Source organism: Bradyrhizobium zhanjiangense, assembly GCF_004114935.1.
GTDB lineage: Bacteria > Pseudomonadota > Alphaproteobacteria > Rhizobiales > Xanthobacteraceae > Bradyrhizobium > Bradyrhizobium zhanjiangense.
Genome location: NZ_CP022221.1, coordinates 6,165,310 through 6,187,269 on the forward strand (window position 1 = coordinate 6,165,310; position 21,960 = coordinate 6,187,269).

The 21,960-nt window shown below is 64.0% G+C and carries 22 protein-coding genes; 6 read left to right on the forward strand and 16 right to left on the reverse strand.

Features of this window, described 5'->3' with window-relative positions; genetic code table 11:
- Nucleotides 1–78: 78 nt before the first annotated feature.
- On the forward strand, nt 79–879 hold the full coding sequence (locus XH85_RS29685; protein ID WP_208758059.1) for an IclR family transcriptional regulator: 801 nt from the start codon (nt 79–81) through the stop codon (nt 877–879).
- Between the two features lie 20 nt (nt 880–899).
- Here the strand turns inward: XH85_RS29685 and XH85_RS29690 are convergent, their stop codons facing one another.
- The 9 genes from XH85_RS29690 to XH85_RS29730 form a co-directional block, all read right to left on the reverse strand.
- On the reverse strand, nt 900–2,399 hold the full coding sequence (locus tag XH85_RS29690; protein ID WP_128934655.1) for a tripartite tricarboxylate transporter permease: 1,500 nt from the start codon (nt 2,397–2,399) through the stop codon (nt 900–902).
- A gap of 12 nt (nt 2,400–2,411) precedes the next feature.
- A complete protein-coding gene (locus XH85_RS29695; protein ID WP_128934656.1) occupies nt 2,412–2,879 on the reverse strand; it encodes a tripartite tricarboxylate transporter TctB family protein in 468 nt (155 codons plus the stop codon).
- 17 nt (nt 2,880–2,896) lie between these two features.
- Nucleotides 2,897–3,682, reverse strand: coding sequence for a carboxymuconolactone decarboxylase family protein (locus XH85_RS29700; RefSeq protein WP_128934657.1), 786 nt, complete (start codon nt 3,680–3,682; stop codon nt 2,897–2,899).
- A 31-nt stretch (nt 3,683–3,713) separates the two neighbouring features.
- Nucleotides 3,714–4,487 (reverse strand): SDR family NAD(P)-dependent oxidoreductase, encoded by a 774-nt coding sequence (locus XH85_RS29705; RefSeq protein ID WP_128934658.1) that lies wholly within the window; start codon nt 4,485–4,487, stop codon nt 3,714–3,716.
- Between the two features lie 15 nt (nt 4,488–4,502).
- Nucleotides 4,503–5,540 (reverse strand): acyl-CoA dehydrogenase family protein, encoded by a 1,038-nt coding sequence (locus XH85_RS29710; RefSeq protein ID WP_128934659.1) that lies wholly within the window; start codon nt 5,538–5,540, stop codon nt 4,503–4,505.
- Entirely contained in the window at nt 5,540–6,751 is a 1,212-nt protein-coding gene (locus XH85_RS29715) for an acyl-CoA dehydrogenase (protein WP_128934660.1), read from the reverse strand. The genes XH85_RS29710 and XH85_RS29715 overlap by 1 nt, the downstream gene beginning before the upstream one ends.
- Nucleotides 6,752–6,821: 70 nt before the next feature.
- Nucleotides 6,822–8,048, reverse strand: a complete 1,227-nt coding sequence (locus tag XH85_RS29720; protein ID WP_128934661.1) for an ABC transporter substrate-binding protein — start codon at nt 8,046–8,048, stop codon at nt 6,822–6,824.
- A 54-nt stretch (nt 8,049–8,102) separates the two neighbouring features.
- Nucleotides 8,103–10,235: an acetate--CoA ligase family protein gene (locus tag XH85_RS29725; RefSeq protein ID WP_128934662.1), complete on the reverse strand. Its 2,133-nt coding sequence runs from the start codon at nt 10,233–10,235 to the stop codon at nt 8,103–8,105.
- Nucleotides 10,236–10,237: 2 nt separating this feature from the next.
- On the reverse strand, nt 10,238–11,008 hold the full coding sequence (locus tag XH85_RS29730; RefSeq protein WP_128934663.1) for an enoyl-CoA hydratase/isomerase family protein: 771 nt from the start codon (nt 11,006–11,008) through the stop codon (nt 10,238–10,240).
- Nucleotides 11,009–11,203: 195 nt separating this feature from the next.
- On the opposite strand from XH85_RS29730, the gene XH85_RS29735 reads away from it, so the two are divergent.
- Complete coding sequence (locus XH85_RS29735; protein WP_164939937.1) at nt 11,204–12,184, forward strand: tripartite tricarboxylate transporter substrate binding protein; 981 nt, start codon at nt 11,204–11,206, stop codon at nt 12,182–12,184.
- Between the two features lie 12 nt (nt 12,185–12,196).
- Here XH85_RS29735 and XH85_RS29740 read toward each other — a convergent pair whose 3' ends face one another.
- Nucleotides 12,197–12,871, reverse strand: a complete 675-nt coding sequence (locus XH85_RS29740; RefSeq protein WP_128934664.1) for a TetR/AcrR family transcriptional regulator — start codon at nt 12,869–12,871, stop codon at nt 12,197–12,199.
- 126 nt (nt 12,872–12,997) lie between these two features.
- Here XH85_RS29740 and XH85_RS29745 point away from each other — a divergent pair, with 126 nt between their 5' ends.
- Nucleotides 12,998–13,885 carry an SMP-30/gluconolactonase/LRE family protein gene (locus XH85_RS29745; protein ID WP_128934665.1) on the forward strand — a complete coding sequence of 296 codons (888 nt, stop codon included), beginning with the start codon at nt 12,998–13,000 and terminating at the stop codon, nt 13,883–13,885.
- Nucleotides 13,886–13,900: 15 nt separating this feature from the next.
- Here the strand turns inward: XH85_RS29745 and XH85_RS29750 are convergent, their stop codons facing one another.
- On the reverse strand, nt 13,901–14,815 hold the full coding sequence (locus XH85_RS29750) for a LysR family transcriptional regulator (protein WP_128934666.1): 915 nt from the start codon (nt 14,813–14,815) through the stop codon (nt 13,901–13,903).
- A gap of 124 nt (nt 14,816–14,939) precedes the next feature.
- On the opposite strand from XH85_RS29750, the gene XH85_RS29755 reads away from it, so the two are divergent.
- The 3 genes from XH85_RS29755 to XH85_RS29765 are packed head-to-tail and all read left to right on the forward strand — an operon-like array spanning nt 14,940 to nt 16,902.
- On the forward strand, nt 14,940–16,028 hold the full coding sequence (locus XH85_RS29755) for an LLM class flavin-dependent oxidoreductase (protein WP_128934667.1): 1,089 nt from the start codon (nt 14,940–14,942) through the stop codon (nt 16,026–16,028).
- Between the two features lie 26 nt (nt 16,029–16,054).
- The gene (locus XH85_RS29760) at nt 16,055–16,579 is read left to right on the forward strand and encodes a flavin reductase family protein (protein WP_128934668.1); all 525 of its coding nucleotides are present in this window, start codon (nt 16,055–16,057) and stop codon (nt 16,577–16,579) included.
- Between the two features lie 26 nt (nt 16,580–16,605).
- Complete coding sequence (locus XH85_RS29765) at nt 16,606–16,902, forward strand: hypothetical protein (RefSeq protein WP_128934669.1); 297 nt, start codon at nt 16,606–16,608, stop codon at nt 16,900–16,902.
- A 103-nt stretch (nt 16,903–17,005) separates the two neighbouring features.
- Here the strand turns inward: XH85_RS29765 and XH85_RS29770 are convergent, their stop codons facing one another.
- From XH85_RS29770 to XH85_RS29790, 5 genes are all read right to left on the reverse strand, one after another.
- Complete coding sequence (locus XH85_RS29770) at nt 17,006–17,395, reverse strand: NUDIX hydrolase (protein ID WP_128934670.1); 390 nt, start codon at nt 17,393–17,395, stop codon at nt 17,006–17,008.
- A gap of 56 nt (nt 17,396–17,451) precedes the next feature.
- Nucleotides 17,452–18,471, reverse strand: a complete 1,020-nt coding sequence (locus XH85_RS29775) for a zinc-dependent alcohol dehydrogenase (RefSeq protein ID WP_128934671.1) — start codon at nt 18,469–18,471, stop codon at nt 17,452–17,454.
- 152 nt (nt 18,472–18,623) lie between these two features.
- Complete coding sequence (locus XH85_RS29780; RefSeq protein WP_206732729.1) at nt 18,624–19,571, reverse strand: sugar-binding transcriptional regulator; 948 nt, start codon at nt 19,569–19,571, stop codon at nt 18,624–18,626.
- Between the two features lie 99 nt (nt 19,572–19,670).
- A complete protein-coding gene (locus tag XH85_RS29785) occupies nt 19,671–21,200 on the reverse strand; it encodes an alkaline phosphatase D family protein (protein WP_128934672.1) in 1,530 nt (509 codons plus the stop codon).
- Complete coding sequence (locus XH85_RS29790; protein WP_128934673.1) at nt 21,197–21,958, reverse strand: glycerophosphodiester phosphodiesterase family protein; 762 nt, start codon at nt 21,956–21,958, stop codon at nt 21,197–21,199. Before XH85_RS29790 ends, XH85_RS29785 begins: the two co-directional genes overlap by 4 nt.
- Nucleotides 21,959–21,960 lie beyond the last annotated feature (2 nt).

Sequence of the window (21,960 nt, forward strand, 5' to 3'; positions counted from 1 at the left end):
TGGGAGGCCACCAACAAATGTTCATATGTGAAGCTGAATTTCACATCCGTGAATTTGCTAGGGCCGAGGGAGGGACGATTGCCATCGCAGCTGACGACCTCCGCTTCGATTTCCGCGGCCGGATCGACCGTGAAATCCGCGCTGCGCGCCATCGAAATTCTCGAATTCTTCATGCGGGAGCGGCAGCCGCGTGCGATGTCCGAAATCAGCGGGGCGCTGGGCTATCCGGCATCCAGCACAACAGTCCTGCTCAAGACCCTGGTAGGTCTCGGCTACCTGAATTTCGACCGCAGGACGAAACTCTATTTCCCAACCCCAAAAGTGACATCACTGGGCGACTGGATTCCCAAATCCCTGTTCGGCAACAGCCGCGTGCTGGAGGCGATGCGCGACGTGCACGCCGCAACGGGCGAAGCCGTTTCAATCGGCACGACCAACGACGTGTATCTGCAATACGTCAAGATCATCCAGTCGACCCACCCGCTACGCTTCCACGTCGACGAGGGAACGCTGCGGCCGCTGACGCAGTCCGCGCTCGGCTGGCTGTTGATGTCGACGATGTCCGACGAGAAGCTCGACACGATTGTGCGCCGCGCCAACATCGCGACGCCGAACGCAGCAGACAGGGTCAAGCCTCAGGACATGATCCGGCGGATTCGGGAGATCCGGGGCAAGGGACATTGCTCGGCGGAGAACGTCCCGATGCTGGGCGGCGCGACGATCTGCGTCCTGCTCCCAATCACAATTCAGAATCAACCCGTCGCTCTCGGGCTTGGCGGCGTCGCCGAGCGGATCAAGCAAAACGCCAGCCGCTACCTGAATGTTCTGCGGCAGGCCGCCAGATCGGTCAAAGCTGGCGACAGCGACACAGACGTTTGACGCCGGGCGGGCGACGGCACCTACTCCTGCAGCGCCTCCTCCCGCCGCGACCGGATCGTCGGCAGCATGATCATGACGATCGCGATTGCGGCTGCGGCCAGCAGCGTTGCCGACAATGGCGAGGTCACGAACACGCTGACATCGCCGCGCGATAGCACCATGGCGCGGCGGAAGTTCTCTTCGATCGCTGGCCCAAGCACCAGGCCCAGCAGCAGTGGCGCGGCCGGCAGCTGCAGCTTAATGAGGACATAGCCGAAGACGCAGAACACCGCCGCTTCATGCACCTCGAAGGTCCCGCTGTTGATCGAATAGACGCCGATCGAGCAGAACACCATGATCGCCGGGAACAGATAGCGATAGGGAATGGTGAGAAGTTTGACCCACAATCCAACCAGCGGCAGATTGAGAACGAGCAGCATCAGATTGCCGACCCACATCGAGGCGATCAGGCCCCAGAACAAGGTCGGGTTCTTGGTCACGACCTCCGGACCGGGCTGGATGTTGTGGATGTTCATCGCACCGACCATCAGCGCCATAACCACATTGGAGGGCACGCCAAGTGTCAGCAGCGGAATGAAGGAGGTCTGGGCGCCTGCGTTGTTGGCCGATTCCGGCCCGGCAACGCCTTCGATCGCACCCTTGCCGAACTGTTCGGGGTGCTTCGAGAGCTTCTTCTCCAGCGTGTAGGAGGCAAACGACGACAGCACCGCACCGCCGCCCGGCAGCACGCCGAGCAGCGTGCCGAGCGCGGTGCCGCGCAGCACCGCCGGGATCATGCGGCGGAAATCCTCACGCGTCGGAAACAGATTGGTGATCTTTTGCGTCACCAGCGACAGTTTGTCGTCTTGTTCGAGATTCTTCACGATCTCGGCAAAGCCAAAAATGCCCATCGCCAACGGCACGAAATCGAGGCCATCGAACAGCTGCGGGATGCCGAACGCGAAGCGCTGCGTGCCCGTGCTGAGATCGGTGCCGACGAGACTGAGCAGCATGCCGAGTACGACCATGCCGATGCCTTCAATGAAGGGTCCACTGGATAGCACCGAGGCGAGGATGAGGCCGAGGAGCATCAGCGCGAAAAACTCCTTCGGCCCGAACAGCAACGCTGCCGCGGTCAGCGGCCCGGCCAGCGCCGCCAGCGCCAGTGTCGCCACGCAGCCGGCGAAGAACGAACCGATCGCGGCTGTCGAGAGCGCGACACCCGCCCGGCCCTGCTTGGCCATCTGGTAGCCGTCTATCGTGGTGACGACAGAGGAGGATTCGCCGGGCAGATTGACCACGATGGCGGTGGTCGAGCCGCCATATTGCGCGCCGTAATAGATGCCGGCGAGCATGATCAGGGCCGAATCCGGCTGCAGCGCGTAGGTGATCGGGAGCAGCATCGCGATGGTGGCGAGCGGGCCCAGGCCCGGGAGGACGCCGATCAGCGTCCCCAACAGGCAGCCGAAGAAGGCGTAGAGCAGATTGGCCGGCTGGGCCGCGGTGGAGAATCCGATCGCCAGGTTATGAAACAGGTCCATCGTCACGGCCCGTCAATTGAGCAGCGCCGGCCACACCGGCAGCTGCAGCCCGAGGCCATAGACGAATACGAGGAGACACAGCGCGATCAGGATGGCTGCATTGGCCAACGCGCCCTTCCAGGCAAACTCGGGACTAGCCCTGCTCGACACCACGATCAGGACCAGCAGCGCACCGATCAGACCGATCGGAAACAGCAGAAGCGCAAACAGAATCACCGAGCCCGTGACCCAAGCAAGGCCCTTTACGTCCCAACTCCGCAACCTCTGCCGCTCTGCCGTCCTCAGCACGGCACCCAGCATCACCGCGAGCCCGATGGCCGCAAGCACGATCGCCAGCAGCCGCGGAAAATAGCCGGGCCCCATCCGCGCCGCTGTGCCGGCCGGATAATTCAGTGCCATCACGAAGAAGAAGATCGCAAAGGCAAGAAACAATGCGCCCGACGCAAAGGCACGCTGATTTCTGATGGTTGGCCTCGCCATCGTCGTCGACCTTCCTGCTATCCCGCTACGTCGACGGAAGACGACTTGCCTGCCGGCGGACCGATCGCTTCCATCAGAATCGGCACCCCGATTGCGCAGGCATGCACGCCCAGATGCGCCGTCATCTGCAGAACCTGAAGGATCTCCCGCTTGTCGATCCCGAGCCGCAACGCGCGCCTGATCTGCAGGCGAAGGCCGTGTGGATTGAGCGCTGTAAAACATCCGTTCAGGGCCAGCGAGATCAGGCTGCGCGAGCGCTGATCGAGACCGCCGGACTTGTCGCCCGCCGTCAGCAGGTCGAGCATCACCGCGAAATAGCCGGGATCGGCGCGCAGCCAGAGATCGCAGAAGTCCGGCCAATCGGCGAATTGTGCGACATAGGCGTCGCGAAGCGCCGTCTGCTCGCGCGACAGCGGAGCCTGGTCCGAATCCAGCCCCGCCAGCGCCAGTTCCTCGGCGAGAATGCCGATGCCGAGATTACAGCCGTCGAGCCCCTGCGCCGTGGCCAACCGCAGCACGTCGACGATCTCCTGCGTGGTCGCGCCGTGCTCGAGGGCCAGCTGCATGTGCAGCGCGAGCCCGGAGCGAAACAGATGCGTCGCCGATCCGTCCAGCGCCACATAGATCAATTCGCACATCTTGCGCGACAGCGGGCCGGTTTCAGCGGGATAGGCGCCATAGCGGGCATAGGTGGCAAGAAATGCCGGATCGAACCGCAGCAGCCCCTCCGTCCACGGCCGCCAGTAACCGCGGGCGCGAATGAATTGCTGCTTCAGCGCCTGCTCTTCTGCGGTGAGAATCATATGGCGTATCCTGCAGCGGCCTCGGTGGCCCTTAGGCGATGCTGGTGAAGACAATCCCGCCGTCGACCGTCAGCACCTGCGCCGATATGAAGCCGCTGTCGTCGCCGGCGAGGAAAGCGATTGCCTTGGCAATATCGTCCACTGTGCCGAGCCGTCCGAGCGGCGTGCGCGCGATCCGACGCGCGTCGAGTTCGGCGTTGCGGTTACGCATCGTCCCTTCAGTCGGAATGGCAGACGGTGCCACCGCGTTCACCCGGATCTTGCGCTCGCCAAGCTCGGCTGCCGCGGCGCGCGTAATCCCCATCACGCCGGCCTTGATGCCGCTATACACGATGCTGTTCTTCGCCGAGATCAATCCGGCGACGGAGGCGACATTGACGATTGCGCCACCGCGCTCGGCATCCATCACCTCAGCCGCGGCCTGAATGCCCCAGATGATCGCCTTGAAGCCGATATTGAGCATGCGGTCGACGGTCTCGGGCGCGATGTCGGCCACCGACTGGTAGCGAACCCAGGCCGCATTGTTGACGAGGATATCGAGCCGGCCCTGCCCTTCGGCAAAGCCGAGCACCGCCGTCCGCATGCCGTCGCGGCTCGCGACATCCTGCGTGATTGCGACGGCCTCGCCGCCGGCCGCCTTGATCGCATCGACGGTCCCGGCGACGAACTCGGGCTTGAGGTCGTTGACGCCGACGATCGCGCCGCGCGAGGCCAGCAGAAGAGCGGTCGCGCGTCCGATTCCGTTTCCGGCCCCGGTGACCAGCGCAGCACGGCCAGCGAGGGGCTTGTCCTTGGCATCAGTCATTGCGGTCTTCCTTTCTTATCCCGACACGGCGAGATCGGACGCCGGAGCTATTGCGGCAATGGTACGGCGGCCGAGCGCGGCCAGGCTTCCGCTGGCATCGCCTTGCGCCTGTAAGGCGCGGACGCGACGCAGATGTCGATGCACCGGCACATCCCACGTGAATCCCATGCCGCCGTGAACCTGCAGCGCACCTTCGCTGATTGCACAGCCATAGGCGGCTGCAGCGAGAAACACGGCGTCGCGTTCGAGCGGACCGGACTCGTCTTCGACGCTACGGGTGATCGCATGCCTGATGCCTTCGAGCGCCAGCTTCTGCCGCGCCAGCGAATGCCGCAGCGCCTGATTGTAGGATAGCGCGCGGCCGAACTGGCGGCGCGTCGAAACGTGCTCTTGTGCGAGTGCGAGGCACGTCTCGGCCGAGCCGAGAATGGCGGCGGCACGCAGCACGTTGGCATCGGAGCTTAAGAGAGCCCAAGTGCTGTCAGGCAAGACACTTGCGGCCGGTATGGTGACGCCCTGCAAGCGAACGGAGTGCTCGGGCACGGTCAAATCCAGCCCTGCCGCGCCCTCGACAACGACTCCTTCGCTGTCAGTCGGAACCAGCGCCGCCGCGGCCGTGCCAATCCGTACCAGGATGCAGTCGGCGTCGCGGGCGCAGGCCGCGCGCGCAACCCAGCCATTGAGCACCACAGATTCACCCTCGCGCTCGGCACTCAGGGTGCCCTGCCAAGCGATAGTCGCCAGCATCCCGCCGGACACGATCGCCTCCGCCACGCGCGGCAGCGCGTCCTGCAGGGCACGCGACAGCAGCAGTGCTTCCATCAGCGGAAAGCCGAGCAGGCCCGAGCCGGCGGCGGTCACTACCGGAACCGCAAAGGCCAGTGGCAGGTCGAGCCCGCCGACGTCCTGCGAGGCAAGCACCCCGAGCAATCCATCGTCGGCGAGGTGTTTCGCTTGGTCCCGCGGCCCCAACGCCGCGCAATCCGCCACGGCTCGTGCCGCGGTGACCGCGAACTCGCTCGGCTGCAATCCATCGCCGGTCAATGTCGTCATCACTTGCCTTTCGAGAGCTGCAGGATCCTGTCGGCAATGATGCCGAGCTGAATTTCCGTGGTGCCGGCGTAGATAGTCTCGGCGCGCGCCTGCAGATAGATCGCCTCGAAGCGACGCCGCGCGACCTGCACGGCCGGGAGCTGCGGCAACGAGGCCTGCGCCAACAGCTCGATCGCGAGCGCGGCAAAACGCTGGTGCGCCTCACTCCAGTGCAGTTTTGCCAAACTGCCGCGTGCGCCGATCCTGTCACCCTTGACGAGTGCCTCTACCGCAGTCTCGACATGCGCCTTCAGCACCTCGATATCCACGACGACCTCGCCAATCTTGGCCTCGTAACATCGGTTCGCAACCAGCTGCGCCAGCGCCGGATCACTCTTGCAGGCCGCAATCAGATGACGCAGCTCGTTCTCGAAGCGCCAGGCCCGGTACATGCGGTTGGTTGCGCGCTCGATCTCGAGCACGCGGATTGCCGCGTTCCAGCCTTCATCGGGCGCGCCGAGCGCATCGGATTGCAAGACCTCCACGTCGTCGAAGAAGACCTCGCAAAAGCTCTCGCGTCCGTCGATCGATCTGATCGGCCGCACGCGCACGCCCTTGGCATCGAGCCGTACCGCGAACATGGCGAGGCCGCGATGCCGGTCTTCCAGCTGGCCGGTACGCGCCAGCACCAAGCAGCGCTGGGCGCGATAGGCGCCGCTGGTCCAGATCTTCTGCCCGCTGATCCGCCAGATATTACCATCGCGCATGGCGCGCGTCCGCAGGCCCGCCAGATCGGAACCTGCTTCCGGCTCGGAAAAGCCCTGGCACCAGATGTCGCGCATCTCCAGGATTGCCGGCAGGAAGCGGTGCTTCTGCTCCTCAGTGCCGACCGCGAGGATGATCGGACCGGCAAGCTCCTTGCCGATCGAATTGACGCTCTCCGGCATCGCGAGCGCGCCGATTTCCTGGTTGGCGATCAGGTGCTCGCGCAAGGTGCGACCGTGCCCGCCATACGCTTTTGGCCAAGTGATGCCGGCCAGGCCGGCGCGATACATCGCCGCTTCCCAGGCGATCTGCTCTTGCAGGCCGGGCGCCGAGAACGCCGCGCTGTCACCGCGAAAGCTCGCCGGCAGATTGGCGCGCAGCCAGCGACGCATCGCCACCCGATAGGCCTCGCCGGATAATTCTCCGGCCGTGGCGGTTACCGGCGGCTCTGTTTCAATGACTGTCATCGTGGATGTCTCGCTTTGGCTACACCATCGGGCGCCAGCCATGCATCGGCCGGACGCCCATTCTTTCCGATCACTGCGACTTGAGCAGATCGCACGCGCTCTCCGAGGCCGGACGCCATGCGTCCTCGGGGGCAATCGTCCCCGTGATCTCGTAATAGTCGAAGGCGTATTTGGACTCGGGCGGCGTCTTGATGCGGGCCACATAGAGCGGACGCATCACCTGCCCGTCGGCGCGAATGCTGATATCCTTCATTTCGAAGTCGTTGATCGGCGTGTTCTTCATCTGCTTCATCACGGCTTCGCCATCATCCATTCCAGTCGCTGCGACGGCCTTCAGGTAATGCGTGATGGCGCTGTAGGTGGCGGACTTGGCCTCGTTCAAAATTTGCCCGCCGGACGCCTCGGTGAAACGCTTGGCGAAGGCCCGCGTCTCCGGCGTCACGTCCCAGTAGAACGGCGTGGTCAGGCGCACGTTCTGCAGGTCGCGCAGACCGATGCCGTGGGTCTGGCTGATCATAAGTCCAAGCGGCACCAGCAGCTGCTTCTGCGACAGGCCGAACTCCTGGGCCTGCTTGATGGCATTGCCGAAGTCAGAACCAGAATTGGCGAGCGCGATCGCCCTGGCGCCGCTCGCCTGCGCCGTCAGCAGGAACGAGGAGAAGTCCGACGAGTTCAGCGGATGCAGCACCGATCCCACGACCTTGCCGCCGCCGGCCTTGATGAAGTTGGTGGCGTCGGCCTGCCATCCTTTGCCGAAGGCGTAGTCGACGGTCAGGAAGAACCAGGTGTCGACGCCCTGGGACAGCAGCGCCTTCACGGTGGCCTTCGGCTGCGCATAGGTGTCGACCATCCATTGCGTGGTCATCGGCGAGCACTTGTCGTTGGTGAAGAACGAACCTGCTGTCCCCGCCAGCATGTAGGGCTTCTTCCGCGCCTTCATGATGTCCTGCACGCCGAGGGCAATCGACGAGGCCGAGCAGCCGACGATGGCATCGACACCCTCATTGTCGAGCCAGCGCAGTGCCACCGCAACGCCGATGTCCGGCTTGTTCTGGTCGTCGGCGACAACGAGCTCGATCTTCTTGCCGTTGACCGCACCACCGAAGTCGCTGACCGCGAGCTTTGCCGCGGCCACCGCACCGGGGCCGCAATTGTCGGCATACGGACCATTCTGGTCATTCATGATGCCGATCTTGATCACATCGCCGGACACGCCTTGGGCGCGCAGCGGCGTCGCCAGCATCAGCAAAGCTCCCAGCATCACGGCGATTTCGAGGAGACGGGTATTGAGCTTCATCACAAAATCCTCCCAGCAATCATTGAGCCGACTTCGCGGTTCTTCTTGTTGTGTTCAGTGGTGTTGCGTTGCCTTGCCCGCGTGTGGAATCAGCAGCGCATCGAGCGCGACGGCGCCCTCGCCGTCCGCTTTCAGCAGCAGCGGATTGATGTCGATTTCCGACACGGAATCGGCATGCGCGACGGCGAAACGCGAGAGCGCCGCGATCGTTTGCGCTGCGGCCTCGAGGTCGGTGCGACGCCGCCCGCGTGCGCCGTCGAGAACGGCGAACGCCTTCAGCGACCTCAGCATCGCCATTGCTTCCGTCTCGTTCACCGGCGCCATCTGCACGGCGGTGTCCTGTACGATCTCGGCAAAGATGCCCCCCAGGCCGACCATCACGACCGGCCCGAACACGGGATCGATCCGGCTACCGAGGATCAACTCGGACAGGCCATGCGCCATGGGAGCAACGATCGTGCCGTCGATCACCGCGCGTGGCGCCTTCTCCGCAACACGCGCCAGCATCCGGGCATGGGCCTGCCGCACCTCTTCCTCGGAGCGAAGACCCACGACAACGCCACCCACCTCCGTCTTGTGCGGCAGATCGGGCGAGGCGATTTTCAAGACGACCGGGAAACCGATCTCGCGCGCTGCACGCGCGGCTGCCTCGGCGTCAGATACCAGCTGCTCGGCCAGCACGGGGATGCCGGCCTCCGCCAGCGCGCGCTTGGCGCCGAGCTCATGGCGGAACGCATCAGCCGCGAGCGGTGCAGCCTTCGCGACGGCAGGCTGGCTCCCAGCCCTTGGTGCGGTCGCCAGCGCCTGCAATCGCGCCAGCGCCGCGACGATGGCGCAGCAGCCGTCAAAGCTCGCAATGGTGGGATAACCCATGGCATGCAGTTCGGCGAGCGCATCGGGCGGGCCCTCCACGCACAGAATGACGGGACGATTGGGATACTGCGCGCGGATGGCGCGCAATGTCTCCATGTAAGCGGAGCGTAGGCGCGGCATGTGCAGCGAGAACGGCAGCGGCAGCACGATCGCATCGGTGCGGTCGTCGGCCACGACAGCCGACAGAATCTTCTGCAGCATATCGGGCCGGCTGGACATCTGCGCGGTGGCATCGACCGGATTGCGCGCGGACGCAAATGGCACGAGATCGAGGATCGCGCGCTGGGTCGCCTCGCTCAGTTCCGGCAACGACAGGCCGACCGTCTGCGCGGCATCCGCCAGCAGCACGCCAAAACCGCCCGATGCCGTCACGACCGCAAGACGCCGCCCCTTTGGCAACCGATCCGGCAACAGGATGGAGGCGGCATGACCGAGATCAATCAGCTCCTCGATGCTCCGCACCCGTACGGCGCCGTAGCGCGCCAATAGCGCATCAAACACCGCATCCGATCCCGCCATGGCACCAGTATGGGAAGCCGCCGCGGCTTGCCCGGCCTCTGAGGTGCCGACTTTCAGCGCAATGACCGGCTTGCCGGCATCGCGCGCCTCGGTCAGTGCGGCGATGAGCCGGCCGGCATCACGGCAGGCCTCGAAGCAGCAAAGAATGACTTTGGTCGCGGGATCGCGGGCCAGCCAGGCAATACCGTCGGCGATATCGATGTCGCACTCATTGCCGGTGGTCATGAAACGGCTGATGCCGGCGCCGCGATCGCTCGCCATGCGCAAGGTGTAGCTGCCGAGATTGCCGCTCTGCGAAACGATGCCGAGCGAGCCGGCCGCCGGCATGCTGTGTTCGAGCACGATCGAGAATGTCGCGATGGCCTTTTCGGGAATACTGACCGCGCCGAGGCAATTCGGGCCGAGCAGCCGCATGCCGGTGCGTCGCGCAGCCGTGCGAAGCCGATCCTGCATCGCGCGCCCGTCTTCGCCAAGCTCGGCAAAACCGGAAGAGAACACGACGACGCTGCGGACACCGCGATCGGCGCACTGCTCGATCGCTTCGGGCGCCCGCTCGGCATCGACGGCGATGACGGCGAGATCGGGCGCCTCGGGTAGCGCGCCTACCGACGCATAGGCCTGCAGCCCCTGCACCATCGCGGCTTTTGGGTTGACCGGATAGATCTTGCCCGCGTAGCCGTAGCGGCGCAACAGGTCCACCGGTCGGCCGCCGATCTTGGTCGCATCCTGCGACGCGCCGATGATCGCGATCGAGCGCGGCGCCATCAGCGCGTCGAGACCCTCTCCCGGCCGCATCGTCAGCGCCCCTTGAACACCGGCGCGCGCTTCTCAAGGAACGCCATGCGCGCTTCCTTGGCATCCTCGGTCTTCGACAGCGCCATCGTGATGTTCTGCTCGAAGCGATAAGCATCGCGCGGCGGCATCAGCTCGACCATGTTGGCCGCATTCTTGGCGTACTCCATCGCAATCGGGCTCTTGGCTGCGATCTCACGCGCGATCTTCATTGCTTCGGGAATGAGATCTTCCTTGCTAGTACAGGCCTCGACGATGCCAAGGCGATAGAGCTCGGCCGCGGAAATCCGAACGCCGGTGAAGAACATCCGACGCATCAGCGAACGGCCGAACAAAGTGTTGAGCATCGCCGCACCGCCGGCGAGGCCAACATTGATCTCGGGCATGCCGAACACAGCCTCTTCGGACGCGTAGAAGATGTCGCACGATGCCATCAGACCGAGACCGGCGCCGAGCGCGACGCCGTTGATCGCTGCGATCACCGGCTTGGAGCACTCGCGAATGCAGTTGCCGGTCTCGCGGGTGATGCGGTTGTGATCATGGAATGCACCGACCTTGGCCGGGTCTGGACGGTCCTTGAGATCGGCGCCGCTGCAAAACACCTTGCCGTTGCCGGTGAGGATCGCCACGCGAACATCGCTGCGCTCCGAAATCTGGTCGAACACCGCGACGATGCGATCGCGCATCGCGCGGTTGAGCGCGTTCACCGGAGGACGGTTCAGCGTTACGATTGCGATGTGGTCGGATACTTCGAGCGTCACGATGTCATCGGACATGGCTTCCTCCTGGCGCTTGCTTGATCTTGTTTCCGCGACCTCGGACGGTAGCTTCAAGCCACCTGACCGATCGGTCAGTCGATGCGCTGATAGCACCAAGCTCACCGTCTTGCAACAGCTGAGACGTTTGACCTGTTGACTGACCGATCGGTCGGGCCGTAGATTTCGATCAAATCAAATGAAGGAGGAACCGCCGTGGCACCTATCAGCCGACGTCAGGCCGCAACGCTCATGGCCAGCGCTATCGTTGCGCCATTTGCTGCACCTGCGATCGTCAGCGCGCGCTCGTCACAGACCGTCTTCATCATCGTGCCCTACGCGAGCGGCGGCTCGATCGACAGCCTGATGCGCGCGATCGCCAAGGGCATGTCGGAGGCGCTCGATCAGCCCGTGCTGGTCGACAACAAGCCAGGTGCGAACGGCATCGTCGGATCGCAATATGTGGCGCGTGCGGCCAAGGATGGTTCGGTGCTCCTCGCCGGCGGCACTGGTCCGATCTCGCTCAACGTGCTGCTGCGCAAGAACTTGCCGTACAAGCTTGCGGATTTCGCATCCGTCGCCATGTTCTGCAATGGCCCGCTGTCGCTGACCGTGAACGCGAAGATGCCGGTCACCGATATGAAAAGTTTTGTCGGTTACGCCAAGGGTCGCGACAAGCCGATGTTCTATGCCACGCTGGGACCGGGCAGCGTGACGCACCTGTTTGGGATCATGATGGGGAAATCGATGGGCTTTGCAGTTACCGACGTCGCCTATCGCAACAATCCGGCCTCGGTGATGGAACTGCTGTCGGGCGAGTGCGACCTCAACTTTGCGACGCCGGCTGCCGTGATCGAGCACGTCAAGGCCGGCAAGCTCCGCTTGCTCGCCGTTTCCTCCGACCAGCGCATGCCAAACCTGCCTGATATCCCGACCTTTGCCGAGTCAGGCTATCCCGAGCTTTCGGCATCGTTCTGGACTGCGCTGCACGCGCCCGCTGGCACACCGCGCGAGGCGATCGACCGGCTGAACGCCGCCGCCAACGCGGCGATGCAAAAGCCGGAGATCGCCAGGCAGCTCGCCATCGACGGCCTGCAGGCCGATCTCGGGCCGCCTCAATTGCTCGACTCCCAGCTGAGCAAGGATGCCGCCCTGTGGGGACCGGTCATCACGGCGCAGCACATTGCGCTCGATTGAAGGCAGGCGCCTCTAGCGCGGCTTTCGCCGGGGCGACTTCGGCGGCTCGATGGTTGGCGGCCTCGCAGGACCGTCGGTCCGAAGGCCGTTGAATACCATGTCAAAAAAGATGTCGGCGATCTGCTCGGGTGTTGCCGATTTATTGGGATTGTACCAGCGATGCATCCAATTCAGCGACGACAGGATCAGCCGCCCCGTCATGGCAACATCGAGCTTGCGGATCTCGCCGGCGTCGATCGCTTCCTGGATCAATCCGCGCAGAAAGTGCTCGAACCGGTCGCGGCGCGTCATCCGCTCCTTCTGCCGGTGGCGATCGGGATCGTTCCAGAAGGCGGTCGTCGACGCGATCCAGGCCCAGCGATAGCGCCGGAAATATTCCGCCGTCGCAACCATGAAGGCTCGGATCTTCTGCGACGGCGGACCGTCGGGAATCCGGTCGCGCACGAACAGGTACAATTCGAGCGTGGAGCCGACAGCGACGCGCGCGTAGATCTCATCCTTGTTGGAGAAGTGATGATACAGCAGCGACTTCGAAATGCCGCAGGCCACCGCGATGTCGCGCATCGAGGTGCCGTCATAGCCCTTGGTGGCGAACAGACGCCCGGCCTCGCTCAGGATCTGCAGGACGCGATCGGACGCCTCCGCCTGGTTGGCGACCCCGTCCTTTGTCGTCGACAATTCAACCATCGAACCCGCAAATCTGGCCGGACATCTGGGTCGGCCGAACACTGATCTTCATGTGCAAACCAACGTAGTTTTTCGCCGACCGATCGGTCAAGCCCGCTCTGCAGAAGGGATCAACGAGGTGCTCCCATGAACGCGCTCCCGCGCATCACCCGTATCGGCAAGACCAGGGACCGGCTTGGCGAGAGCCCGGTCTGGGATGACAAGACCCAGTCGCTTTACTGGATCGATTCGCTCGCCGGACTGATCCGCAGGCTGTTGCCTGCGACCGGCGCGATCGATGAATTCTCGGTGCCCGCCCCGATCGGATCGCTCGCGCTCGCGCATGACGACCGCGCCGTGCTGGCGCTGCGCCACGGCTTTGCGCATTACAATTTCAGCACACGGGAATTGGCCGAGGACCCCTCGATCGGCCTCGATCATCCGATGCTCCGCCTGAACGACGGCAAGGCCGACCCGTTCGGGCGCTTCCTGGCGGGGACAATGCACGGCGGCCGCGCGGAGGATGAAAAGCCGCTCGGCGGTCTGTATCGCATCGATGCGGCGGGCGCGATCGAGCAGCTCGAATCCGATCTCGCCGTGACCAACGGCCCCTGCTTCAGTCCGGACGGCCGGATATTCTATCTCGCGGACACGGCGCGACGTGTGATCTGGGCTTACGGCTATCACCGCGACGGCCCGCTGAGGAACAAGCGCGTGTTCGCTGAGATGGACGCGCATGGCTCGGGCGGCGACGGTGCGACCGTCGATGCGGACGGCTATCTCTGGACCGTACTGGTGTGGATCGGCGCCATCGCACGGTTCGCACCCGACGGAACGATGGTGCGCAAGATCGAGATGCCCGTCCGGCATCCGACCAGCGTGACCTTCGGCGGCCCCGGTCTCGACGTGCTCTATGTGACCTCGATCTCGCGCAGCACCCATCTTTTCGATGACAGCCCGGACGCCGGCGGATTGTTCGCCATCGAGAATCTCGGTGTGACGGGACTGCCTGCCCACAGGTTTGGCACACGCTGAAGGCGGCGCGTGGTGCTAGCCGGATCGCTTGATCAGCCGCGGCACGCTCTCGGCCATGTAGTCGACGAACACCCTGATTTTTTCAGGCAGATAGCTGCTCTGCTGGAATGTCGCATAAATGCCTTCGTCAAAGGTCGAATTGGTCACGCGAAAGCCCGGCAACAGACGCACCAGATTCCCGCTCTTCACTTCGTCCGCGACCGTGTAGTCGTCGAGCAGCGCAATGCCATGCCCGCGCACCGCGAGGTCGCACAGGATGATGCCATTATTGCTGCTGAACGAAGACGGCACGACAATCTCGCGCAGCCTGCTCTTGCGCATGAACTTCCAGACCACATCGTCGGGTCCCATCCAGTAGGTCAGGCAATTGTGGCCGACGAGATCATCCGGTCCGCGCAACTTTGGCTTCCGCGCGACGTAGTCGGGTGACGCCACGAGGATGCGTTCGCTCCGCACCAGCCGGCGCTGCATCAGGCCTGGATCCTTGGGCGCGGCGATCTGGAAATCGATGTCGAACTCCTCCTCACGAAGCTGGACGCGCCGTTCCGAGAGCCGCAGTTCCACCTTCAGCTCCGGGTATAGCTCCTGGAACTGCGGGATCAATGGTGACAGCACCTTGATGCCGAACAGCGTCCGAGAATGAACGCGCAGCGTCCCCCGCGGCGCGGTCTGCAGCGCGAGCGCTGCAGCCTCCGCGTCTTCGATCCCGTGCAGTACCTGCTCGGTGCGCTGGAAGAAGATCTTGCCGGCATCGGTCAATCCGAGATGGCGCGTGCTGCGGTTGAGCAATTGCACGCCAAGCTGCGCCTCGAGCTCGCCGATATAGCGCGACACGGATGCCGGCGAGAGCCCCGCGCGGCGTCCGGCCGCGGAAAAGCTGCCCTCGCGGACGGCGGAAACGAACAATTCCATGGCCTGGAGGCGATTCATTGATCTTTCCAAATTCTGCAAAAGACATGATCAGATTACGCCAATTGTTCGAAAAACCTCAAGTCGGTAGCTTGATGAGAACAGGACGCAAAAGCGACTGGTCAGTTTGGCGGAGGATGCATCCATGGAATTCGGCGTATTCATTCTGGCTCAGCAGCGCGGCTATCATCAAAGCTCGCAGCAGGTCATCCACAACGCTGTCGAACAGACCGTGGCGGCTGAAGAGGCCGGCTTCGATACCGCATGGTACGCCGAGCACCACTTCAACAATTACAGCCTGTGTCCCTCGCCGCTGATGATGGTGGCGCACTGCGCCGGCCTCACCAAGCGCATCCGGCTCGGCACCGCGGTCTGCGTGCTGCCGCTGTATCATCCGGCGCGGCTGCTCGGCGAGATCGGCTTCGCCGATACCGTTTCGAACGGCCGCCTCGATCTCGGCATCGGCTCGGGCTATCAGCAATTCGAGTTCGACCGCTTCGGCGTCGACCTCAAGGATTCGCACTCGCTGTTTGCCGAGTTCTACGACGTGCTGCATGCCGGCATGCAGGAGCGGATCTTTTCCTACGGCGGCCAGCACCTGAAGATTCCGCCGACCTCGATTGCCGTGCGCACCGTGCAGACCCCGATGCCGCCGATCTGGGTCACGTCCGGCCATGCCGAGACCCTCGGCCGCGCCATCCGCGACAACCACAATCTGTTCGTGACCGCTCTCCTCAATGGCACCGATGCCATCAAGGCACTGCGCGAGCGGCTCGAAGGCATTGCGGCCCAGGAAGGCCGGTCGATTGACGCCACCCGCTTCGGCTTCCTGCGCTGCGCCTATGCCAGCGACAATGACAGCGAGGTCACCTCCTATCTCGACAATGCCCGCTTCCAGCGCCGGCTCTCCGAAAGCCTGAAATTCCGCCGCGCCCAGAGCGACGACGGCTATCTGATCAAGGAACAGGCCGGGCCCAACGATATGAGTCTGGAGACCATGCGCAACAACCTGCCCGTCGGCAGCGTCAACCAGGTGATCGACCGCATGCTGGAGGAGATCAGCATCCTCAAGCCGTCGCATATCGCGGTGCAGACCCAACTCGGCGACTTCCACCAGCGCACCATGCTGAAGCAGATCGAGCTGTGGGGGAGCAAGATCATCCCCGCGATCCGGAAGGAACTGCGCAGCGGCCGCAAGGATGCGAGGGTCGCCGGCGAAGCAGTGTCGGCTTGACGTCGGCAAGTCCGAAGGTGTTGGCCATGGCTCACCAGAAGTTTCCGCAAGGAGCCGATCGTCACTCGGTCGATGCCACGGAGTTTCGCCGTGCCATGGGAAATCTGGCCGGCGGCGTCGCCATCGTGGCGACCGGCGCGGATGCCGACCGGCGAGGGCTGACTGTCAGCTCGGTCACCTCGCTCTGCATGGATCCGCCCTGCCTGCTGGTCGGCATCAATGCGAGCTCCGAGACCCATGACGCGATCCTCGCCAATGGCAGCTTTGCCGTCAGCCTGCTCGGCAGCGACCAGCAGGATCTGGCGCTGCGCTTCGCCGGCCGCGACGGCGTCAAGGGTGCCCAGCGTTTTACGACCGCGCCCTGGGACCAAGGCTTGCTCGACGTTCCCGTGTTGCGGGGGGCGATTGGCGCGGTCGAATGCGAGCTCTACCAGCACCAGGCGGTCGGCACTCACGGCATCTTCATCGGCCGGATCGTGGCGACGCGCGGCGGAGACGGCGGCCCTCTGGTCAATTTCCAGGGCGCGCTGTGCACCCTGCTGCATTCGTGATTGAGACGGCGCGAAAGGACAGAACCATGATCATCGCATGCACGTCTAACGAAGTCCGGCTGGCCGAGCCGTCCGACTTCCGCAAATTCAAGCTGGTGCTGAAGGGCGAAGCCGCCGCGCGAGCCGCCACGACGAGAGGAATCACCTTCATCGATGACAACAACGTGCTTGTCCCCATCGATCTTGTCCCGACCCTGCCCGGACGCCCCGATGACAGGACGTGGGATGCGGCTTACGCCGACATGGTTGCGAAGGCTCGTGAGCACGGGTGGATCGAAACGACGACCAATGCAATCCGAGCACATGTCGAACGCGAGCCTTAACTTCGCGCCGTGATATTTTTCCCCTGGAGAACTTCACCAAGGAGGAAATCGGGGAACGGCCCGGCCTCACCGGGGGCACGCGCACTATCGCAGAACGGTCGCTTTAGCGACGCCCTCGCCTTGGAAACAGCCTATCGCGAATGTAGCGCGAGGTCGGAGTCAATCTGGCGCCATGCGGCTTACGCCAAACTGCTCTATCGATCTCCTTCTTGTCGCCAACCTTCAAGCGCCCTGACACTTTCTTTGCCAGGAAAATCGCATCACTCATGCGGCGACCGGACCGGCGATTCTTCGCCTTCACTTCCTTCCAGAGTTTCAGCGGCCCAAGCTTCAGCTTGGGGAGCTCCTCCTTGATCTCACGACGAAGGCAGCGCCTGTCGCTCTCGCCGGCTCGCCGGCGGCCGCCTGGAAACATCCAGAGCCCGTCGCGCCTGCGTCTTACCATCAGGACGCGGCCTTTCTTTGCGACGACCAGCTTCGACGATTTCGCCATCACGACCAGTCCTGCTGCACCTGCTCTGCCAAGCTCTAGGCAAGATAGCCCTCAATCTACGGGCAAATGATCGCCTTGATGATTCCATCTCGTCGCGCGACCTGTTGCTCGAACGCGGCAGGCGTCTGGTCAAGCGAGAAGTGGTGCGTCGCCAGCGGCGTGAGCTTGACCTGCCCTCCCCGCGCAAGCGCGATGGCCCGCGGATAAACCTCCGGCATGCGACGCGAAAACTTGATTGATAAGCCCTTTCGGCGCGACTCCGCACCGCTCAGGACGTACTGGTTGTTCTCGGGAATGCCGACGAGAACGAGCCGGCCGCCGATACGCGCACAGCGCGCCGCATGCTCGAAGCCGTGCGAGGAATCGGTCGCCTCGATCACCAGATCGACGCCGCGGCCTTCGGTGATGTCCCCGACCCCGGCGTAGCTACGGCACGCCACATCCGCACCGAGGTCGCACGCTAGCGTAGTACGCTGCTCGACCGGGTCGATCGCAATGATCTTTCCGGCACCGGCGAGCCGCGCGAGTTGCACCAACAACAACCCCACCGGCCCGCAGCCAAGCACCGCCACGGATTCAAGAAGTCGCGGACGCGCCAGGTCCATGGCATGGATCGCGACGCCGAGCGTCTCCAGGATTGCTGCGCCGGCCGGGTCGATGCTGTCAGGCACCAAATGCACGGCGGATCTGGGCACGCAGACAAATTCGGCCATGGCGCCATTGTGTGGCGCGTACCCGAGGAACTTCACATTGGGGCAAAGATTGGTATGGCCGCGGTGACACCATTCACAATGGCCGCATGGAATGGAAGGATCGACAGCCACCAACGCATCGGCCGAGAGTCCCGCCTTGCGTGCCGAGTCCGGCGTGAGGACGCCCGAGAATTCATGGCCGAGGACGAACGGCCTGACGCGCGTCGGGCCGGTCGTTCCGCCCTCGAGGTAGGAATGCAGATCGCTGCCGCAGACGCCGACCGCCTTGACGCGGACGATGAGATCGTCCTCCGCCACCGGCCTCGGTTCGGGAATATCGAGGACGCGGATATCGCGAATGTCCTGGAGCACCGCAGCGCGCATGTCGACGCCATCTCTCTTTGAGCAATTGTCTAGTGATATTACATATGTAATCATGACGTGACAAATGCTTTTGCGTCTCTCCTGGACAGCACGGTGCGATCGCGCCAGCATCGCGCCAGGGCACGGATTTGACACTCGTTACGAAAACAGGGCTATTTTTGCTTGTCGATCAGCTTCAGCGCGGCGACGGCGGCGTTCTCGTCCGTCACCAGGACCTTACCGATCCGACCGCGCAGCACCGCGGCGATGATCGGCGCCTTGTTGAGGCCCCCGGCAATCAGCATCGAGGTCGGCACGCGCGCCAACTTTTCGAGCGGCAGTGCGATGGCGCGGCTGTTGATGCCGTGATCGATCGGCCGGCCGGATTTGTCGAGAAACTGCGCGAGCACGTCGCCGACGGCGCCTGCGGCCCGCAAATGCTCGATACGTACGTCCGGCGGCAGACCGTGCCGCACCAGCAGCGATCGCGGAGTCAGATCTCCCATGCTCAACAGCGCAAGATCGATCTGCTCGACGCTGTTCAGCACCTCCTGATAGACCTCCTGGGCCAGGAAGGTGTCACGCGAGCGCCGGCTGCTGGCAAAAATCGGGGCGGCCAGATAGCTGCACTGGGCGTGCAGCCGGTGGGCGAGCTCGCCCGCGATTTCGAAGGTGTTGAGCTCGAGTCCGCGCGACAGGCCGCCCATCATGGAGACGATGGAGAGCTCGGGGTAGTCCGCCGGCGTGACGTAGCGGATGGTCTCGCGCAAGGTCGCGCCCCAGCCGATACCGATGATGCGCGGCCGCTTCTGCTCAAGGAATTTCGACAAATACGCTCCCGCCGCCATCCCGATCAGGCTTCCGACCTGCTCGGGGTTCTCCGGGGTCGGGATGACGACTGCATCCTCGAGGCCGCACTCGCGACGCAACCGGTGCTCCAGCTCCGTGCAGCTCGCAAAGGCGGAGTTGAGGCTGATGTTGACGATGCCGGTCTGCCGGGCATCCGACAACATGCGGTTGACGCGGGCACGCGTCAGCCCCAGCCGCTCGCCGATCTCGGCCTGGGTCAGGTTCTCCATGTAGTAGAGCCAGGCGACCCGCAGGATGGTTTGATCAGTCACGGCGCAGCCCCCCGCAGCGGCCTCAAGGCATAATCAGACGTCGGAGCATTTGAGGCGATCTTTCGGTGGTCGTCAAATGCGGGGCCATCCGGACGCTCGTCATGCGGCCTTCGCCCCCGGCACGCCGTCCTCGACCACAAAGGTCGTCAGCCGGCGCACGGCGCTCCTGACGTCCTTGACGTCGTCGAGCGCCTCGAATCCTACAGTGCAATGCCGGGTGTCGAGCTCGACGGTCGCATAGCCGCGCTTGTCGCCACGCGCATAGACAAGATGTTGATTTTCCGCCAGCGCCTTGCGCACACCGGTCTCGCTCGGTCCGTCCGAACTGATGGAGGTGCCGACGAACTCGGTCGCGATGCTCGGACCATCCGGCCGGGCAAAATCATGCTTCAGATCGGCGGTAAAGAAGGCGTGACGGTCGCCGCCGATCACGATCGAGTTGCGCCGGCGATGCGCGACAAGCGAATCAAGAAGACGACGCCGGGCGTTGGGATAGCCGTCCCAGCCGTCCATCCAGAAATGCGCGCCATCATCCCCTTCCCGCTTGTCCTGCGCCATCAATGTCTGCTGCGCGACGATCGTCCAGCGGCCGCGACAGTCGCGCAGGCGCGCATCAAGCCATTGTTCCTGTCGCTCGCCCAGCATCGTCCGCGCCTCGTCCGTCCGGCCTGCACAATCAGTCGCCCAAGTCGGACGCTTGCTTCCGACACAGGCCGATGCCGAGCGATATTGCCGGTCGTCGAGCAGCAGCACGTCGAGCATGTCGCCGAAGCGATAGTGCTCGTAGATCGTTGCATCCGCGCCCCGTGGGCGGGCCGAGGGCGGCAGTGGCATGTGCTCGTAATAGGCCTGATAGGCGGCCGCACGGATCTTGAGGAACTGGCCGGGATCGCGCACGGTGTAGGAGCGATCATTGGCATAGTCGTCCATCACTTCGTGGTCGTCCCAGACCGAAAGCCAGGGGAAGGCAGCGTGCGCCGCTTGCAGGTCAAGATCGCTCTTGTAGAGCGCGTAGCGGTTGCGGAATTCCTCGAGCGTCGTCGGGATTCCGACGCCGTGCTGGCGGACGTGGTGCGATCCCCAGGATTTCTCATAGATGTAGTCGCCGAGATGCACGACCAGGTCGAGATCGCGTGCGGCCATGTGGCGGTAGGCGGTAAAATAGCCCTGCTCGTATTGCTGGCACGATGCGAAGGCAAAGCGGAAAGGACGCCCGGACTCGGCCGGTGCGGTTCGGGTGCGACCGACCGGGCTAAGCGCCGGACCGGCGCGGAAGCGGTACCAGTAGACGCGATCGGGCCGCAATCCCGTCGCCTCGGCATGCACGGAATGTCCAAGCTCCGCTGCCGCACGCACGACGCCGCGGGAGGCGATGCGCGAGAAGGCCTCGTCCTCAGCAACCTGCCACTCGACGTCCACCGGAGCGTCCCGCATGCCGCCGCCTTCGAGAGGTTGTGGCGCAAGGCGGGTCCACAGGATGACGCCATCCTGTCGCGGGCATCCGGACGCAACACCGAGAGTGAACGGATCTGCACTGAAAGAGACCGGCACTCCCCGTACGAACCCGGCCGGCGCAGCGAAGGCGACGCTCGCCAGCGATCCCACGAGAAAGCGGCGGCGGGCAATCATGGACGCGCGGGCGCGGTTGCGAGCTTGCGGCGAATGCTCACGGCGAGATCGGGCCGGTCGGTCGTGATCTGCCGCACTGGTTGGGCAAGCCAGTAGGCGATATCTTCTGGCTCATTGGTCACCCACGCGCCGAGACGGTCGGATCCGAGCACCTTAAGGGCGAGCGGCAGCGTGAGCCCCAGAATCGATTTTTCAACCGCGACGATGCAGCCGGGAATGGCGGCGAATTGCGCCAGCGCGGATGCAATTCCGCCCATCATCTCCGCCGAACGGCGGTCGAGCGAGGCGAGTACCCGCGCCTCCGGCCATAGCCGGCGCACGGTCTCGATCACGCCCGGCACGAAGCAGGTGATGACGGCACGCCGTTCCAGACCCCGGCGCCTGATGTCGTCGATCAGCCGCGCCTCGAGACCCGAATAGGGATTGCCGAGCGCATCCGTCTTGATCTCGATGTGGAGCTCGAGCGTCGTTTCGACGAACACGTCGAGCACGTCGTCCAAAGTCGGAATGCACTCATCGCCGGCGTCGCGAAGACGCGTCGCCGTCAAGCGCCTCAGACTGCGCTCGCCAACGGGTCCGCTATCGAACGTGGTGCGGTCCAGCAGCGGATCATGGATCACGACCAGCCCGCCATCCGCGCTTTGATGGACGTCGAACTCGACCGCATCGACCCCCTCCCTGCATAGGTTGCGGAAGCCCGTCAGGCTGTTCTCCGGCCAAAGATTGCGCGCGCCGCGATGCCCGGCGATGAAAACCATGA